Source organism: Sphingomonas sp. 320_CC, from assembly GCF_059691795.1.
This window is the reverse complement of the sequence record NZ_JCAWAE010000001.1, coordinates 1,297,769-1,313,919: the sequence shown is the minus strand read 5'-3', so window position 1 is coordinate 1,313,919 and position 16,151 is coordinate 1,297,769. Positions and strand designations below refer to the sequence as shown.

Here is a 16,151-nt window from a genome sequence, read left to right as displayed (position 1 = left end):
CCTCTCTTCAGATCATTCAGTCTCCAGCGCGAGGAGTGCGAACGTCGCCAGCCAATGCTCGCCCATGTAATCGTCCGCGAGATGCGGCAGCGCTTCGGCGAGGTGCGCATCGGCGATCGCGCGCGCGGCGGCAGGATCGGGCAGCGCGTCGGCTATCGTCCGCCAGCACCACGCGCGCGACAGGTTGACCCCGTCGAGATGCGCGAGCCGGCCGTCCGACCGGTCGCTGACGATCGCGGGGGAGCGCAGGCACGCCGTCACGGCACCGAACGGATCGGGCAGGAACCCCGCCAGCCACGGCGCGAACTCGGCCCCGAGCACGTCCTTCATCAACGCCGCCTCGCACAGCGTTGCCGACAGGAAATCCTCCCCGCTCGGCTCGAACGGCCGGCAGTCGCGGTCGTCCCCGTACCAGTCCCGCGTGCGCGCCTCGATCAGTGCGGCGAGCGACTCGTCATGCGTCCGCGCCCAGCGCAGCGCGTGGACGAGCGCGAACGCGGTGCAGTCATGCTTCCCGCTACGCACCGGGTAGATCAGTTTTGGCAGATACGCCGCGAACCGGGCTGCGAAAGCCCACGCTAACGGCTCGACCGCCGCCGCCCAAGGCCGATCGGGACGCAGCGCGAGTTCGTCATGCAGCGCCAGCAGCCACCCCCAGCCATAGGGCCGCTCGAACCCGCCCGTGCCCGGTCGGTCGAGATACGCCACCTCGCCCGCGATCAGCGCGGGCACCAGCATCCGGTCCGCCAGCGCTTCGACAGCGGCGGCCTCCGCCATGCCGGGAAAAAGTCGCGCGAGGCGCATCACCTGCCACCAGCCATGGACGCAGCTATGCCAGTCGAAACTGCCGTGAAACACCGGATGCAGCGTCTTCGGCAGCGCCAGGTCACCGGGCCCGTCGAGCACCTGGTCGAGCTTGTACGGCCATTCGCGGGTCAGATGCCCGAGCGTCAGCCCGGCAAATCGTGCCGCGGTCGCGTGGTCGAGCCGCTGTGTCATCGTGTCATCCCACATCGTTCGTTGGACATTCAGCTGCTGTGATCCGAAATGATCTTCCACGCTGTACCCCGCCGTTCGAACACCAAAGTCGTCATGCCCGATTCGCTGGTCGACGCCCCGGTCAGCGTCCACCGTGCGAACAGCATCGCATGCGCCGGATCCAGGCCGCGCATCTCCAGGAACGCGAACGACAGCTTGCCTCGCACATTGCCCGTGCCGCTGAAGCTGGCCCGGTATTTGTCCGCAATCGCCGGTTTGCCGCGAAGCAGTCCCTTCGGCGTCACGAACACCGCGTCCTCGGCATAGATGTCCATGAACCGCGCGAGATCGCCCGCGTTCCAGCCCGCCGCGCTCGCTTCCATGCCCTTGCGGATCGCGATTTCGGCGGGCGTCTGCGCGATTGCGGGTGCTGCGATCGCGACGATCGCGAGGGGTATCATCACGGTACGCATCATTCTCTCGCCATCAGTTCGAGCAAAGCCGCCTCGCCGACCGGTTCGGACAGCAGGAAGCCCTGGTACAGGCTGCATCCACCCGCGGCGAGCAGTTCGAGCTGCGACGGCCGTTCGACCCCCTCGGCGATCACCGCGAGCCCCAGCGAACGCGCCATCGTTATCGCGCCGGCGACCACCACGCGGTCGCGCGCGCTGCCGTCGATGTCCCGGACCAGCGACTTGTCGATCTTCACGTAATCGAGCGGCAGCGACTTCAGATAGGCGAGACTGGAATACCCCGTCCCGAAATCGTCGATCGCCACCCGGCACCCCGCCCCGCGCAGTTCCGCCAACAACGCCGATGCCGCCGCCAGATCCTCGATCAACCCCGTCTCGGTAATCTCGACCGTCAGCCGCCCGCGGGGGAAGCCACTCTCGTCGATTCGCGCCAGGAACAGCGCGGCAAACCCCGGCCGCGTGATATCCGCCGCCGTCAGGTTCAGCGACACGCGCAACGTCCCCAAAACCTCCGGCCATGCGACCGCACGCGCCAGCACCAGCCGCTGGATATGGTCCGACAACGCGATGCCCAGGTCGGCCCGGTCGGCGGCATCGAACAGCGTGTCCGCTCCGAGCGGCCCCAACGCCCTGTGGTTCCAGCGTGCCAGCGCCTCGACCCCCGTGATCTTGCCGCTCGCGATCTCGACCTGTGGCTGCCAGCGCAGGTCGATCTCGTCGCGCTCGATCGCATGGTGCAGGTCGATCGCCAGCGCATCGATCGGCGCGACCCCGTCGGGCAGCGCGACGTGCAGCACCGATCCGTCGCTCGCCTTCGCCTCGGCCAGCGCCTCGCTCGCGCGGCGCAACAATGCCGCCGCGTCGTCGCCGGGCTGGCGCTGCGCCACGCCGAAGCGACAGCCGAGCACGGCACGCGTATCCGCCACCGCGAACGGCCGCGCGAGGGCGGCATCCAACGCGGTGATCGCCGCCGTCACCGCGGCCCCGGCCGCCTCGATCACCAGCACGAACTCCGACCCGCCGAGCCGCGCGACCATCGCATCCACGCCGATCGCCTGGCGCGCGACCGTCTCCGCGCGCAACACGGCCGCTTCGATCAGGCCATCAACCGCGGGACGGCCATGCGCCGCATTGACGATGTCGAGGCGCGACAGCGCGACCAGCACCACCGCCACCGGCCGCTCCTCCGCGATACGGCTGACGATCCAGCGCCGCGCTTCGCCGGTCTCCCTGTCATAGTGCGACGCGCCCGGTATCCCGCGCCGATCGATCGCGCCGCCGGATGCGCGTGCGGCATGGCGCCCCGCGAACCGCAGCGCCTGGACCAGTTCGCCTTCGCTCGCCGGACTGGCGAGGAATTGCGTCGCACCGGCATCGAAGAACTCGCCGATCGCCTCGACATCGCCGCGCGACACCAGCACCAGCAACGCCGCACCGTTGGTGGCGACCAACCCGCCCAGCCTGCGCGTCGCCGATAGTCCGTCGTCGAGCGCACCGCGCGCATCGATCAACGCGACCGCGGCACCACTCCCCAGGAACCGGCTTTCCAACCCTTCGGCATCGCCCACGACCGCCGCCTGCCACCCCGCACCGGCGCCTGCGCTTGCCAAAATCTCCGCGATCTCATCACGTTGACGGAACGATACCGCGAACAGCGTCGTTGCGATCTGCATGTCTTCCATATCCGTCGCACCTCGCTCGATCGGTGCGAGCCTAGCCGCCGTATCGCCGCGCGCCAATCCAATACCAGCCGATCCGGCCTTGTTAGTGGGACAGTCAGGTCTTAGCTCGGAGGAGATGACGATCGCGCCCACCCTCGAGCAAAAGCCGCTGCGCGATACGCATGGTCGCACGATCAAGTATCTGCGGATTTCGGTGACCGATCGCTGCGACCTGCGCTGCCGGTACTGCATGTCCGAAAAGATGACGTTCCTGCCGCGCAGCAAGCTGCTGAGCCTCGAAGAGATCGCGATCATCGCCGAGCGCTTCATCGCGCGCGGCGTGACAAAGATCCGTCTTTCGGGTGGCGAGCCGCTCGTGCGTCGCGACGTTGCCGAACTGGTACAGCGCTTGGGTCACAACATCGGCGCCAATGGACGAGGGGGTGGCCTGGAAGAGCTGACGATGACGACCAACGGCACGCGCCTAGCGCAGCATGCCGAGGCGATGGTCGACGCTGGCATCCGCCGCGTCAACGTCAGCATGGACAGCCGCGATCCCGAGCGGTTCCGCTACATCACCCGCCACGGCGACGTGTCGCAGGTGATCGGCGGGATCTACGCCGCACGCGACGCGGGGCTCGCGATCAAGATTAACATGGTCGCGCTGAAGGGTTTCAACGAGGACGAGATCGCACCGATGCTCGCCTGGTGTCGCGACGAGGGCTTCGACCTGTCGCTGATCGAGACGATGCCGCTCGGCGCGATCGATGAGGACCGTACTGATCGCTTCCTACCCCTCACCAAGGTGTTCGACGACCTCGGACAGCAGTTCACGCTTGCCCGCGACGCGCACAAGACCGGCGGCCCCGCACGCTATTGGAACGTCGATGGCACGCGCACGCGTCTTGGCCTGATCTCGCCGCTGACCGCCAATTTCTGCGAAGGTTGCAACCGGGTGCGCCTGACCACCGAGGGCAAGCTGTACATGTGCCTGGGCCATGACGATCAGGTCGACCTGAAGGCGGCATTGCGCGAAGGTGGCACCGCTGGTCTCGACGAAGCGATCGACGCTGGTCTGTTCGCCAAGCCGAAGGCGCATGACTTCCGCATCGGCCAGGGCGAAGGACCCGCGGTCGCACGCCACATGAGCGTCACCGGCGGATGAGCCTGTACGAGCGGCGGGCGCTGGTCGCGTCCAATACCCCGCCTGCTCGTGCCGCCGAAGCGGAACTTGCCGACATGGGCGAGTGGGTGCCTGTCGAGGAGGCGGACGTCATCATCGCGCTCGGCGGCGACGGGTTCATGCTGCAGACGCTGCACACGATGCTGGAGCGCCGCAAGCCGCCCGTCCCCGTGTTCGGCATGAACCTGGGCACCGTCGGCTTCCTGATGAACGAATGGCGCCACCACGGCCTTACCGACCGGCTGGAGCGGGCGAAACCGTTCAAGGTCATCCCGCTCAGTATGACCGCGATCGGCGTCGATGGCCGGACGCACACGCTGCCCGCGATCAACGAAGTCTCGTTCCTGCGCGAGACCCGCCAGACGGCCAATCTCGAAGTGACGGTGAACGACCGCGTCGTCCTCGCCGAACTCGCCTGCGACGGTATCCTCGTCGCGACACCGGCCGGCTCGACCGCATACAACCTCTCCGCGCATGGCCCGATCCTGCCGCTCGGCTCGGGCATGGTCGCACTGACCCCGATCAGCCCGTTCCGCCCCCGGCGCTGGCGTGGCGCGATCCTGCCAGACAAGGCACGCATTCGCATCCGCGTGCTCGACCCCGGCAAACGCCCCGTCTCCGCAGTCGCCGACCAGCGCGAGATCCGCGACGTGGCGCAGGTCGACATCTGCATGGACCGCGCCCGCGAGCTCACGCTGCTGTTCGATCCCGAGCACGCGCTCGACGACCGCATCACCATGGAACAGTTCGTCGCCTGAACACGGTTTATCGCCGACTTTGCATTTTTGCGGCGAAACCCGCTTGCATCGTCCGACCGGCCGTTTATAGAGCCGCCTCCGGCAACGTTCCCTGATAGCTCAGCGGTAGAGCTCTCGACTGTTAATCGAGTGGCCGTAGGTTCGAATCCTACTCAGGGAGCCATTTTCCAGCCGGACAAGTCCTCGCTTACCTGCGAGATGCCGGTAGGCCGGACCTCTCTTCGTCGACCTGCCCAGCGCTTCGCACTCATCCTGCGACAGTGTCGGACCTGCCCTTCCCCAGAGGTCCAGGACTTCGAGCTCAACACCAAAGCTAGGTGAGACACGTTCGCGATAATCGCGATTTGGCGAGGTATTTTCGGAACTTCTCCGGTGCGATCGACACCGAGACATAACGAACATTTATTACTTTATGAAAGTTATGTCATGTTAAGACACTTTATGGTCTAAGATGAAGCTTCCCTCAAACATTGGAGATTTCATGTTTCTTAAGTCACTTGCCACGGCATCGGCTGGCCTCATGCTGCTCGCCGCACCGGTTGCAGCGAACGCGGCTTCGGCCAACCCGGCATCGAGTCTCTCGACGATCAAGTCGGCACGCGCCGGCACGCCGACCGTCAAGAAGTCCAAGGTCGCCGACGGTGGCTTCATCATCATCGCTCTTGCCGCCGTTGCGGTCGGTGGTGGTCTGTATCTCGCGATCGACGATGGCGACGATTCCGACAGCAACTAATCTGTTGGACCGGTGTCATGCACCGGTCCAATCGACTTGGGCTCGGCTGAAGCCACATCGAAACGCACGCTTGAGTGTCGCTGGTTCTTAAATGCACTGAACTACCGATAATCGTCGCCGACTTACCGCGCTCCCTGCTCAATCCGATGACGCTCCCCGATAGCTTTATTCGTGCGTCGCGCGCCGATTTGAGACTATGCGATCCTGCACGCGAAAATGGAGCGGAGGGTTCGGAATGGTCGATGCAGTGATAGTCCGCGCAGGCGACGGCGTCGCGACCCTGCTACGCGACGGCGATATCGGCGACCGGATCGATACCGGCGACACCATGCTCACCCTGTCTCAAGCTATTCCGCGCAACCTGCCGCGGCACTCGCCCGGCTTCCCCGTGCCGACGATCAAGATCGCGTCGAACAGTAACCTTGCCCAGCGCAAGCAAAGCTGGATCGATTTCGACGCCGGACGGGTGCTCGACCAGGGGTTCGCCTCGGCCGAAGCTGCGTTGCTCGACTGCATCGCCGCGATCGCATCGGGCCGCGAGACTGCCGCCGAGCGCAATGGCGAACGCGAGATCGCGATCTGGAAACGTGGAGTAACGCTTTGACACGACTGACCCATGCGACGCTCGACCAGCTTGCAGCGACGATCGAGAGCCCGCGAGGCCGCCCCCTCCCCTCGATCGGCATCGTCCATTTCGGGCCTGGCGCATTCCACCGCGCGCATCAGGCGGCGTATATCGACGCGCTGCTGGACCATGATCCACGCTGGGGCATCGCGGCGGTCTCGATGCGCAGCAAGCGAACGGTCGCAGCACTTGCCGAGCAGGACGGGCTCTACACGCTCGCGATCCGCGACGCCGAATCGTCGAACCGCGTGATCGGTGCGCATCGCCGGTTCCTCGGGCCCGACGACGCGACCGAAACGCACGCACTGCTCGCCGATCCCGCGGTCCGACTGGTGACGTCGACCGTGACCGAGAAGGGCTATTGCCTCGCCGCCGACGGCACGCTCGACCTGTCGCATGCCGATATCGTCCATGATCTTGCTGGGACTGACACCCCGCGCAGCCTGGTGGGATGGCTGGTCGCAGGCCTCGCCGCGCGCCGGAATGCGGGCGTCGCCCCGTTCGTGCCGATGCCGTGCGACAATCTCGCCAGCAACGGCGCCAAGCTCCACGCGGCCCTGGTCGCCTTCGCCCGCGTGGGCGACACGGATCTGGCGGACTGGATCGCCGGCGAAGTGCGGGTGCCGTCGACGATGGTCGATTCGATCACGCCGGCGTCCGACGCCGCTCTATACGACGACGTCGCCGAAGCGATCGGGCTCGAAGACCTTGCCGCCGTCCAGCGTGAATCCTTCGTGCAGTGGGTGATCGAGGACATCGGCACGCCGCTCGGCCCCGATCTCGCGTCGGTCGGCGCCACGATCACGACCGACGTCGCCAGCTACGAGAAGGCGAAGCTGCGGATCCTCAACGGGGCGCATTCGACGCTCGCTTATATCGGCCTGCTCCGTGGCGCAGCGAGCGTGGCGGCCGCAATGAACGACGTGGCGCTCGCCGGGTTCGTCGATGCGATGATTCGCGACGACATCATCCCGATGCTAGCCCACACCCCCGGCCTCGACCTGGATGCCTATCGCGCCGCCGTGCTCCAGCGGTTCCGCAACCCGGTCATCGTCCACCGGCTCGACCAGATCGCGCAGGACGGATCGCAGAAGCTGCCCTACCGGCTGGGCGATACACTTGTCGCAAACCGCCGCGCGGGTCGCATGCCCACCGGCGTCGTCACCGCGCTCGGCGCATGGGTAACGTTCCTGATGCAACGTGCCCGCGACGATATTTCGATCGTCGATCCCGCCGGCGATCGCCTGGCGGACGCGGCACGCCACGGAACGCCCGCCGAGGTCGTCGCGCGCCTGATCGACGCCGGACTGGGCTTCCCACCCGAACTCCGCGAGGACGCAGCCGCCCGGTCCGCGATCGCCGAAGCAGCCGAACGGATCAGCCGCGGCGACTGGTCAGGCGTGAACCTCTAGACCCTGTACGCCGCCCGAGCATTGCCGCCGAAGATCGCGTCCCGCGCCTCCGGGCAAGCGCGCGTGACGAACCCGTCGATCAGGTCGACGATCTGGCGATACTCGGCGGCAAGGCGGCAGACCGGCCAGTCGGAGCCGAAGATCAGGCGGTCAGGGCCGAAGCACGCAAGCAGGTGATCGAGATACCGCGCGATTTGGTCCGCCGTCCACGTCGCGTGATCCGCCTCCGTGACGAGCCCGGATATCTTGCAATAAAGCGACGGCACCTGCGCCATCTCGACGATCGCATCCGCCCAACGCTGCCAGCCACCATGCGCGATCTCGGGCTTCGCGCCATGATCGAGGATCAGCCGCGGTGCCGTCGAACGCCCCGCCGCGACCAGATCGCAGAATCGACGAACATGAATCGCCTGATGAGGTTTGACGAGAATGTCGTAGCTGAAACCGCGCTCGACCGTCGCCCGGACCCCGCGCACGAACTCGGGTGTCAGCAGGAAATCGTCGTCCGGCTCGTCCTGAACGATATGCCGAAAGCCAACCAGCTTGGACGATCCCGACCAGGTCTTCAGCCGCTCGGCAATGTCGCCGGCCCGCAGATCGATCCAGCCGACCACACCGATGATCCGCGGATGCGCAGCCGCGAGCTCCAGCAGCCAGTCGGTCTCGGCTTCGGTCTGCCGCGCCTGCACCGCGATACAGCCATCGATCGCGGCGCCGTCCAACAATGGCATTAGATCGGGAGGCAAAAAGTCCTGGGCGAGCACGCTGTCGCGATCGATCCAGTCGAACACAGACGTCGAATAGGACCAGAAATGCTGGTGCGCGTCGATACGAGTCACGCCGCGATTCTCTCTCGGCTGGTCGGCTGTGTCTGCATCCAAAGAACGTACCGCGTGCTCGCCAGCGCGGCAATCGGATCGACCTGTCGCCGTGACCGAACGCTGTTTCGCGACGACCGCCGGCATGAAGATATAACCGTTGCTGCGGACCGTCCGGATGATCTCCGTTTTTTAAATACCACCACCATCGAAGCCTTTCCCGGCACGATGGTTGTACCGGACATCAGTCGGCGCTAGCGGCATTCCCCATGTCGACGCCCGCCAAACCGCACGTTAAACCCTTGAACTGGCTCCAGCCTTTGGAGGGCCTGCGGATACTGAAGCGGGGCGACGTGCCGATCACGCGAGTCCAGGTTTACGGCCAGCGATGCAGCGGTACCAACCTCGTCACGCGCGCGATCGAGGCGAACATGCCGAGCGTGACGATCACCGAGGATTTCGGCTTCAAGCACTGGTTCGTGCCGCCGCAAACGTTGTTCGTGAAGGATACGCTGGTGCTGGTCATCGCGCGCGATGCGTTCGACTGGACCCGTAGCCTTCACCGCCAGCCCTGGCACGCGCACCCGGACCTCAAGGCACAGCCGTTCGACGAGTTCATCCGCAGCCAGTGGCACAGTTATTGGGACGATCATTTCGGCCCCATCGAGCCGGGGCATCCGATGCAGGGCGACGAGATGCTGCACGAGCGCGATCCGGAAACCGGCGAACGCTTCGCCAATTGCATCGCCAAGCGTACCGCGAAGCTGCGCCACTGGGCGTCGTTGACCAACCGGACGCACAACGTTGCGTTGCTCGGCTATGATGCGTTCGCGCGTGCGCCGTCGGCGTTCGTCGAGGCGTTGTCCGAGGCGACCGGGATTGCACGGCGCAAAGAATATGTGCCGATCACCAGCTACAAGGGGCAAGGCTATGCGCCCTATGTTCCGACGGCTTATCCCGAACTCGCGCCTGCTGATGCCGAACACATCACCGCGTGGCTCGATCCCGAGGTCGAGGCGGCATTCGGGTTGAGCGCCGACTATGCTGATCGATATCAATCGCCATCGGAGGCCGAATCGGTACAACGTTCGGCATGACCAAGCCGATCACGTTCTTCATCCATCACCAGGGTCGCGGCCACGCCAACCGTGCGATGGCGATCATCCGCGAGCTGCCGGCCGAGCGCGCGGTGACGATCCTGACCGCCAAGCCTTCGCTGTTCGACGGGTTCGAGCGGCCGATCACGATCGCCGCGCTGCCCGACATGATTGGCGCGCCGGTGCCGACGCCGGGCCTGTTCGCGCAGGCGACGCCCGAGGTGATGCACTGCGTTCCGCTCGGTGTCGCGAAGACCCGCGCGACGATGCGGACGATCATCGACCATCTCGACGACGTCGATCCGGCGCTGTTCGTGGTCGACGTCTCCGCCGAGATCGCATTGCTCGCCCGGATCGCGAGCGTGCCCGCGATCAGCATCCGAATGCACGGCGACCGGCTCGATCCGGGTCATCTGGGCGCATATCAGGCAAGCGTCGGCCTGCTCGCACCGTTCGGCGAGGCGCTCGAGCAGGCGGATACGCCGGACTGGGTACGCGCCAACACGTGCTACGCCGGCGGCCTGTGCACCACCGTCGACCCCGTCCCGACCAGGGCCGAGGCGCGCGCGAAACTCGGCCTCGATCCGACCAAGGAAATCATCGTGGTCCTCACCGGTGGCGGCGGCGCGGGCACGCCCTACGCGCCGCTGACGATGGCAGCGCGCGCGGTGCCGGATGCGCTGTGGCTGGTGCTCGGGCCGGTCCACCGCGAGGGGCATGAGACCGATTTCGGCAATCTCGTCGAGCTCGGCTGGGTCCCCGGCGTCACCGACCACATCGCCGCCGCCGACGTCGTCATCGCATCGGCCGGTGACAATACCGTACACGAGATCGCACGCGTCGGCCGGCCTTATGTCTGCGCACCCGAATGGCGGTATTTCGGTGAGCAGACCCGGAAGGCGGAGCGTCTCGCGGAGCTTGGCGCTGCGGTCGCGCTGCCGTCATGGCCCGGCGCGTTGGCACCGTGGCGCGGTATCCTCGACGCGGCGAAGGCGCTCGGTCCGGCCGCGCTCGCCGACCTGTACGACGCGGATGCGGCCAAGGTTGCCGCTGACTATCTGGAAGGACTGGCGGTCTCGCTTTGGGCGCCCGCTTCGAAATAGAGCGCTAGTCGATCCTCCCCCGCCAGGGGAGGATCGACACGTTGCGCAGCATCTCAGCTGAACAAAACCTCCGGCGGCATCTTTGACGCGGCCACCTCTTCCGCAGTCGGACCTCGCAACACCGTAATCGTTTCCGCATCCCAGGCGATCAACCCGCGCTCGGCGAAATGCCCCAGCCAATAGTCCATGCACCACCGCCCCCACGTTGTGCGAAACAACCGCGCGTTGCGAATGATCGCGTCGAAATGCTGATAGGCCGGCGTGTGGACGACATGATGCTGGTGATACGCCCGCGCACCACCGACCCACCACATCGGCACCCCGGCGTGCTCGAGCCGCGCGGCAAAGTCGGTTTCCTCGCCGCCATAGCCGACATAGCGCTCGTCCATCCCCCCTGCCCGCGCCCAGTCCGCAGCGGAGATCGCGAACGACAGGCCCCAAAGCTCACCATGGCTAGGTGTCGGCCGTATTTCATCAGATGCGATCGGCGGCTTGGCCGGGTGACGCACGCCGACCCGGTCGAGCATGTCCCAGTCCAGCCCGGCATCCAGCGCGCCGGCGGGGAGATACAGCACCTCGCCCAAGCGAATACCGCCCGGCTCGACCGCCGTAGCCGCATAGCGCTCGACCAACGTCGGCGCAGGGACGCAATCGACGTCCAGGAAAATCAACTGATCCCCACGCGCAGCCGCCGCCGCGCGGTTACGCGCCGCCGTCAACGGCATCGCCTCCCCCTCGACCAACACCGCGCGCACCGGAAAGTCGGTCGGCGGGAGATCGGCGTGCGGCGCATCCTGCATGTACGCGATCACCAATTCGTCAGGCTTGCGCGTCGATGCGTTGAGGCCGGCGATCAGGTTCACCAGATGCGCGCGGCGACCGCGTACCAGCGTCAGGACGCTGACCATCGAGGACGTCACGATGCCTTCCTGATACCCTCGACGTCGATCCCGGCCGCGGCATCGCGGAAGAACGCGACGCCTTCGATCACACCGCGCGCGTGATGGCCGATTGCGACATAGCCGTGCGCCAAGTCCGCCCGCGATCCCAGGCCGTCCGAATAATTGCCGACGATGATCGCGTGGCGTGACGATCGCAGCATCTCGATATCGTTGCCGCTGTCGCCAGCGACGATCACCTGTCGCGGTTCGAGACCGAGGCGGCGGCGGACATGCTCGACCGCGGTACCCTTCGACGCGGCATGCGGCAGGATGTCGAGATAGCGGCCGTGGCTCTGAATGATCGAACAGCTGTGACCGTGTTCCGCGAGCAAAGCCCGCACCCGCTCGGCCGCCGCCATGTCGCCATCCGCGAAATAGCTGAGCTTGAACCGGCGCTGCTCGAGCGGACTCTGCGGCGTCAGTCCGGCATGTTGACCGATCAGTGCAGCAACCGCCTCGCGGTCCCAACCGGCGGCGATGATCCCGTCCCATTCGGTATCGCGGTCGTACACCGCCCCGCGCACCGTCCGGTAATAGATCTCCGAGCCGACCGAGGTGATCAGGATTTCGGGGCGCGGTGCATCATGCTGCCCGAGCACCGCCATCGCGCTGTGGAAGCTGCGCCCGGTGGCGATAGCGAACGCGACATCGGTCTGCGCGTCGTGCCACGCGGTGAAATCGTCGACGCCTTTTGCACAGCCGATCAACGTTCCGTCGATATCCGACACCAGCAACAATTCCGGCTTCCGATCCGTGACCACAGGCGCGGCGTTCACGACCTCTGCGAGCAACCCGGTATAAAGCTGTACGTGCCGGTCCCAGTCATAGGCGCGGATCGCTACCGACCCCGCCGCTGAGTAGCGCGACCACAGCGCCGGATCGTCTAGTATCTTCAGGATCGCATCGGTGATGGCGCTAGGCGAACGCGGATCGACGAGAATGCCGTTGCCGCAGGTCTCGACGATATCGTTCGGACCACCGCTGTCGGTCGCAACCACGGGCAGGCCGCTCGCCGCCGCTTCGAGCAAGGTCAGCCCGAACGGTTCGTTGAGCGCCGGATTAACGAAGACGCCGCGCCGGGTACGGGCATGGGCATAGACGGCGGCGATATCGTCCGGTCGGTGCTGCTTCGGATAGGCGACCTTGCCGTACAGGTCATAACGGTCGATCAACTGGAGCAGTTCGGCGATGTTGTCGCGAATCTCGGGCTCCAGCGTCGCACTGTCGTCACGCGTGCCCGCCAGGATCACGAGGTTCGCCGCGGCCTGAAGCGCGGGTGACCGGCCGTACGCGTGGACAAGTGCCGCAAGGTTCTTCTTGGTCACCGGGCGCGCAATCGCGAGGATTACCGGCTTGGCGGGATCGTCGAGGAACCGGTTTATCAGCGCATCAACGCGAGCATCGGTGCCACAGTTCGCGAACTGCTTGAGATCGCTACCCGGCGCGAACACGCGAATGCGGCCGGGATCATATGCATCATAGTCGGCATACTGGACTTCGGCCTCGTCACGCGACGACGCGATGATCGCAGCCGCCCCGGCGATGGCTTCTTCCTCGATCGCGATCCGGCGATCGAGACCCGCGGTTTCCGCGCACTCACGATCGAACGCGGCCAGCTTCACCCGACCGAGCGAATGTGCGGTGAACACATAGGGGATGCCGGTGCGCGCGGACACACGCGCCGCGATCAGTCCGGCATCGGCATAATGCGCGTGCATGACGTCGGGCGTGCGATCGAGCGTCGCGATATGCGCCACCAAAGCCTCGACCAGGCTGCCATGCTCGGTCCACAGGTCTTCCTTGACGAGATACGCATCGGACGCGGTCAGCAATCGGACGATACGCGTTGTGCCGTCGATCGTCTCGATCGGCTCGGCATAGCATTCCGCATACGCCGCATGATGGAATGCCCGGGTAACGATTTCCATCCGGTCGATCGCCGAATTGCGGCCGCTGGCAGCGACGAGATCGAGAAGGTACCGGATATGGCCCCCGGTATCCGCGGTGATTCCGTATTCGACGTCGGTTGCGCGTAAACACCCCTGCAACGCGATATGTAGTACGAACACCCTTCCCCCGTTCATCTGCAATTCACGTAAGGAACCGCTCACGGGGTTGCCGAGTTCCGGGCCGATGATACTTTACATGCCGGTATTGACGCAGGTTATTACGTTCCCTGCGACGCCTCGTTCGCTCGGTGATCGATCGCTGTGAGAATCGCTCTACTCACCTGGGCCTATCCTCCTGAAAAGAGCGGACTTACTCGCGCCGCGCGCGAAATCGCGCAGTCATTGGCACAGTCTGGCAACGACGTCCGTGTCTTCACTATGGACCGTCGCGAAGACAGCCACGACGGCCGGGTTACGGTCATCGGTTGCGGTCTGCGCGAGGGATCGTTCGCCGCGCGCCTCCGGAAGATTGCGGGTATCGGGCACCTCGTCGCGCCGTTCGCGTTCCGCCGAGCGGTTGCTCGCGAGCACCGACGCGAGCCGTTCGACGTGGTCGAGGCGACCAACTGGTATGCGCCAGGACTGGCGATCGCACTTACCGGCCCCGCGCCGTTGGTGACGCGAAACTCGACCCCGGCAGCGACCTCGGCCGAAACGGTAACGAGTCTGCGCGACCGGTTGGATCGGCGCGCGGCGATGCTTGCGGAGCGGGTCGCAGCGCGCTTCAGCAAGGCACTGATCTCGAACACGCAGCTTCACGGCGAGAAGATCGCCCGGTTGTATGGCGTCGAAGCGCCGGGACCAACCGGGCATCACGCGGTCATCGGCCTCAGCCTGCCGCCGGAGATCGTGGCCCGAGGAACGGCCGCAGCCTATCCCGACGATATCCCCGAGGACCAGTCGATCGAACTGCTGTTCGTCGGGCGGGACGAACATCGGAAGGGATTCGATGCGCTCATCATGGCGCTGCGGATCCTCGCCCGGCGCGCAGATGCCGGGATGCGCAATTTCCGCCTCACGATCGTTGGTGTCCACGCGGACGATTTGAAGGCGCTTCCGTCCACCGCACGCACCAGGCTGCGCTGCCATCACCGTGTCGACGAACCGACGTTGCACGACCTGATGAGTGCGGCCCACGTCATCGTCGCACCCTCGCGCTACGAGAGCTTCGGGCTGGTGTACCAGGAGGCGATGATGTTCGGCCGACCGGTCGTCGCCTGCGCCGAGGACCCGAGCGCGCGGCTGTTCATTGGCGAGAGCGGTGCCGGATTACTGGCCAAGGCCTGCACCGGCGACGACCTCGCCACGCAGATCCAGCGGCTGATCGAGGACCCGGCCTTGCGCGCGCATTACGCCGCGGCGAGCCGGCGTGCGTCGGGGATGTTCACGCGCGATACCCTGTCCGCGCAGACGAGCGCGGTCTATCGCACCGCGATCGGATCGAAGGGGGCGAGCAGCAACGCCTCGTCCTCCGGCCTGCCCGCGCCGGTCGACATCGCCTCGTAGATCCGCGTCCGCTCGCGCACCCGCTCGCCATCAAGCCGGTGTTCGAGCACACCGGCCAGTGCCAGCGAACTCTCGACGAACGGCACGACCGGGCGCTCGTGGACGCGGCCGGCAAAGCGGATATCGCTGCGATTGAGGCGGTACTGGATGTCCGGATAGGACGCGGACTGCACCCCGTCGACGAGGTTGCGGCGCGACACGCCGAGCGAGCGCAACTCGTCGCGATCCGCCGCCGCGACCAGCCAGCCAAGCGCGTCGAGCAAAGCGCCGTCGAGGCGCTCGTCGGTATCGATCTGCAACACCCAGCGGGTCTGCAACGCGTCCTGGAGCCTGTTCCGCTGTGCGGCAAAATTGTCGGCGAGAGGGTGATGGGCGACCTCCACCCAAGGAATACGCGCTGCGAGATCGCTTGCTTCGTTTGCCGAGCCGTCGAGCAGGACGACGATCTGGGCAAACGCGGTGCGATAATCGGTCGCGATCTCGACGATGTCGTTGGCGTCGGCGGGCCGCGCCATGATGCCGAGCCCTATCGCGTGCGGCACAGTCGTCGCGGGAGCCGAATGCGCTTGGGCAGGACGGTAATCGGGGGGAAAGCGCACGTCGCCCTTCGCAACAGCGACCGGCTCCACCTCGAACCCGAACCGCCACGCCGCGTTCCGCAAACCGGCTGGGTCGAGCATCCAGCGCTCCGCAGGATCGCGCTGTAGGTCGACAAGCCCGCTTCCCAACCGCGCGACGATCTCGTCGGCAACCGCACCGACCTCGCTCACGTCGCGGACAAGCAGGCGGCAGTGGCTACACTCGAACCAATCCTCGCGCACGAGCCAGTCCCAGTTCCCACAGATCGAGCATCGCAATCGCATGGCTCCGGCAACCCGCGGCGCCAAGGACCGGTTCCCCCGCTGCGACCGGCA

General features: G+C 65.9%; 15 protein-coding genes, 1 tRNA gene and 1 pseudogene. 10 read left to right on the top strand and 7 right to left on the bottom strand.

Annotated features, from left to right (window positions below; translation table 11 throughout):
• Nucleotides 1-12: 12 nt before the first annotated feature.
• From AC59GX_RS06125 to AC59GX_RS06115, 3 genes are read right to left on the bottom strand one after another with little or no spacing between them, the layout of a single operon-like run.
• Nucleotides 13-999 carry a DUF2891 domain-containing protein gene (locus tag AC59GX_RS06125; RefSeq protein ID WP_426280527.1) on the bottom strand — a complete coding sequence of 329 codons (987 nt, stop codon included), beginning with the start codon at nucleotides 997-999 and terminating at the stop codon, nucleotides 13-15.
• A gap of 29 nt (nucleotides 1,000-1,028) precedes the next feature.
• A complete protein-coding gene (locus tag AC59GX_RS06120) occupies nucleotides 1,029-1,451 on the bottom strand; it encodes a YybH family protein (RefSeq protein ID WP_497301229.1) in 423 nt (140 codons plus the stop codon).
• Nucleotides 1,451-3,124, bottom strand: a complete 1,674-nt coding sequence (locus AC59GX_RS06115) for an EAL domain-containing protein (protein ID WP_426280529.1) — start codon at nucleotides 3,122-3,124, stop codon at nucleotides 1,451-1,453. Before AC59GX_RS06115 ends, AC59GX_RS06120 begins: the two co-directional genes overlap by 1 nt.
• Before the next feature lie 124 nt (nucleotides 3,125-3,248).
• On the opposite strand from AC59GX_RS06115, the gene moaA reads away from it, so the two are divergent.
• The 6 genes and pseudogenes from moaA to AC59GX_RS06085 all read left to right on the top strand — a co-directional run bounded on the left by moaA (nucleotide 3,249) and on the right by AC59GX_RS06085 (nucleotide 7,823).
• Nucleotides 3,249-4,277, top strand: a complete 1,029-nt coding sequence (moaA, locus tag AC59GX_RS06110; RefSeq protein WP_426280530.1) for a GTP 3',8-cyclase MoaA — start codon at nucleotides 3,249-3,251, stop codon at nucleotides 4,275-4,277.
• A complete protein-coding gene (locus tag AC59GX_RS06105) occupies nucleotides 4,274-5,053 on the top strand; it encodes an NAD kinase (RefSeq protein ID WP_056490697.1) in 780 nt (259 codons plus the stop codon). The genes moaA and AC59GX_RS06105 overlap by 4 nt, the downstream gene beginning before the upstream one ends.
• A gap of 88 nt (nucleotides 5,054-5,141) precedes the next feature.
• Nucleotides 5,142-5,216: transfer RNA gene (locus AC59GX_RS06100), tRNA-Asn, on the top strand.
• Nucleotides 5,217-5,534: 318 nt separating this feature from the next.
• The gene (locus tag AC59GX_RS06095) at nucleotides 5,535-5,786 is read left to right on the top strand and encodes a hypothetical protein (RefSeq protein ID WP_426280533.1); all 252 of its coding nucleotides are present in this window, start codon (nucleotides 5,535-5,537) and stop codon (nucleotides 5,784-5,786) included.
• A gap of 379 nt (nucleotides 5,787-6,165) precedes the next feature.
• Nucleotides 6,166-6,390: pseudogene (locus tag AC59GX_RS06090) on the top strand (altronate dehydratase); the annotation flags it as partial.
• The gene (locus AC59GX_RS06085; RefSeq protein WP_426280534.1) at nucleotides 6,387-7,823 is read left to right on the top strand and encodes a mannitol dehydrogenase family protein; all 1,437 of its coding nucleotides are present in this window, start codon (nucleotides 6,387-6,389) and stop codon (nucleotides 7,821-7,823) included. The pseudogene AC59GX_RS06090 and the gene AC59GX_RS06085, both read left to right, overlap by 4 nt.
• Here the strand turns inward: AC59GX_RS06085 and AC59GX_RS06080 are convergent.
• The gene (locus AC59GX_RS06080; RefSeq protein WP_426280535.1) at nucleotides 7,820-8,662 is read right to left on the bottom strand and encodes an amidohydrolase family protein; all 843 of its coding nucleotides are present in this window, start codon (nucleotides 8,660-8,662) and stop codon (nucleotides 7,820-7,822) included. The two genes, AC59GX_RS06085 and AC59GX_RS06080, sit on opposite strands and share 4 nt — an antisense overlap.
• Here AC59GX_RS06080 and AC59GX_RS06075 point away from each other — a divergent pair.
• From AC59GX_RS06075 to AC59GX_RS06065, 3 genes are read left to right on the top strand one after another with little or no spacing between them, the layout of a single operon-like run.
• On the top strand, nucleotides 8,636-8,899 hold the full coding sequence (locus AC59GX_RS06075; RefSeq protein ID WP_426280536.1) for a hypothetical protein: 264 nt from the start codon (nucleotides 8,636-8,638) through the stop codon (nucleotides 8,897-8,899). The genes AC59GX_RS06080 and AC59GX_RS06075 overlap by 27 nt on opposite strands.
• An 11-nt stretch (nucleotides 8,900-8,910) precedes the next feature.
• Complete coding sequence (locus AC59GX_RS06070) at nucleotides 8,911-9,738, top strand: hypothetical protein (RefSeq protein WP_426280537.1); 828 nt, start codon at nucleotides 8,911-8,913, stop codon at nucleotides 9,736-9,738.
• A complete protein-coding gene (locus AC59GX_RS06065; protein ID WP_426280539.1) occupies nucleotides 9,735-10,841 on the top strand; it encodes a glycosyltransferase in 1,107 nt (368 codons plus the stop codon). The genes AC59GX_RS06070 and AC59GX_RS06065 overlap by 4 nt, the downstream gene beginning before the upstream one ends.
• 53 nt (nucleotides 10,842-10,894) lie before the next feature.
• Here AC59GX_RS06065 and AC59GX_RS06060 read toward each other — a convergent pair whose 3' ends face one another.
• Both AC59GX_RS06060 and AC59GX_RS06055 read right to left on the bottom strand, forming a co-directional pair.
• On the bottom strand, nucleotides 10,895-11,761 hold the full coding sequence (locus AC59GX_RS06060; protein WP_497301226.1) for a glycosyltransferase family 2 protein: 867 nt from the start codon (nucleotides 11,759-11,761) through the stop codon (nucleotides 10,895-10,897).
• Nucleotides 11,758-13,851: an HAD-IIB family hydrolase gene (locus tag AC59GX_RS06055; RefSeq protein WP_426280542.1), complete on the bottom strand. Its 2,094-nt coding sequence runs from the start codon at nucleotides 13,849-13,851 to the stop codon at nucleotides 11,758-11,760. Before AC59GX_RS06055 ends, AC59GX_RS06060 begins: the two co-directional genes overlap by 4 nt.
• 141 nt (nucleotides 13,852-13,992) lie before the next feature.
• Between AC59GX_RS06055 and AC59GX_RS06050 the strand changes: the two genes are divergently transcribed.
• Nucleotides 13,993-15,237 (top strand): glycosyltransferase family 4 protein, encoded by a 1,245-nt coding sequence (locus tag AC59GX_RS06050; protein WP_426280543.1) that lies wholly within the window; start codon nucleotides 13,993-13,995, stop codon nucleotides 15,235-15,237.
• On the opposite strand, the gene AC59GX_RS06045 is transcribed toward AC59GX_RS06050, so the two are convergent.
• Nucleotides 15,153-16,100 (bottom strand): glycosyltransferase family protein, encoded by a 948-nt coding sequence (locus AC59GX_RS06045; RefSeq protein ID WP_426280545.1) that lies wholly within the window; start codon nucleotides 16,098-16,100, stop codon nucleotides 15,153-15,155. The two genes, AC59GX_RS06050 and AC59GX_RS06045, sit on opposite strands and share 85 nt — an antisense overlap.
• Nucleotides 16,101-16,151: the final 51 nt, after the last annotated feature.

Bases quoted from the DNA above. Each gene is read 5' to 3' on its own strand.
- AC59GX_RS06070 (WP_426280537.1), top strand. From the start codon at position 8,911: ATGTCGACGCCCGCCAAACCGCACGTTAAACCCTTGAACTGGCTCCAG.
- AC59GX_RS06120 (WP_497301229.1), bottom strand. From the start codon at position 1,451: ATGCGTACCGTGATGATACCCCTCGCGATCGTCGCGATCGCAGCACCC.
- AC59GX_RS06065 (WP_426280539.1), top strand. From the start codon at position 9,735: ATGACCAAGCCGATCACGTTCTTCATCCATCACCAGGGTCGCGGCCAC.
- AC59GX_RS06075 (WP_426280536.1), top strand. From the start codon at position 8,636: ATGCTGGTGCGCGTCGATACGAGTCACGCCGCGATTCTCTCTCGGCTG.
- AC59GX_RS06115 (WP_426280529.1), bottom strand. From the start codon at position 3,124: ATGCAGATCGCAACGACGCTGTTCGCGGTATCGTTCCGTCAACGTGAT.
- AC59GX_RS06105 (WP_056490697.1), top strand. From the start codon at position 4,274: ATGAGCCTGTACGAGCGGCGGGCGCTGGTCGCGTCCAATACCCCGCCT.
- AC59GX_RS06045 (WP_426280545.1), bottom strand. From the start codon at position 16,100: ATGCGATTGCGATGCTCGATCTGTGGGAACTGGGACTGGCTCGTGCGC.
- AC59GX_RS06095 (WP_426280533.1), top strand. From the start codon at position 5,535: ATGTTTCTTAAGTCACTTGCCACGGCATCGGCTGGCCTCATGCTGCTC.
- AC59GX_RS06125 (WP_426280527.1), bottom strand. From the start codon at position 999: ATGACACAGCGGCTCGACCACGCGACCGCGGCACGATTTGCCGGGCTG.
- moaA (WP_426280530.1), top strand. From the start codon at position 3,249: ATGACGATCGCGCCCACCCTCGAGCAAAAGCCGCTGCGCGATACGCAT.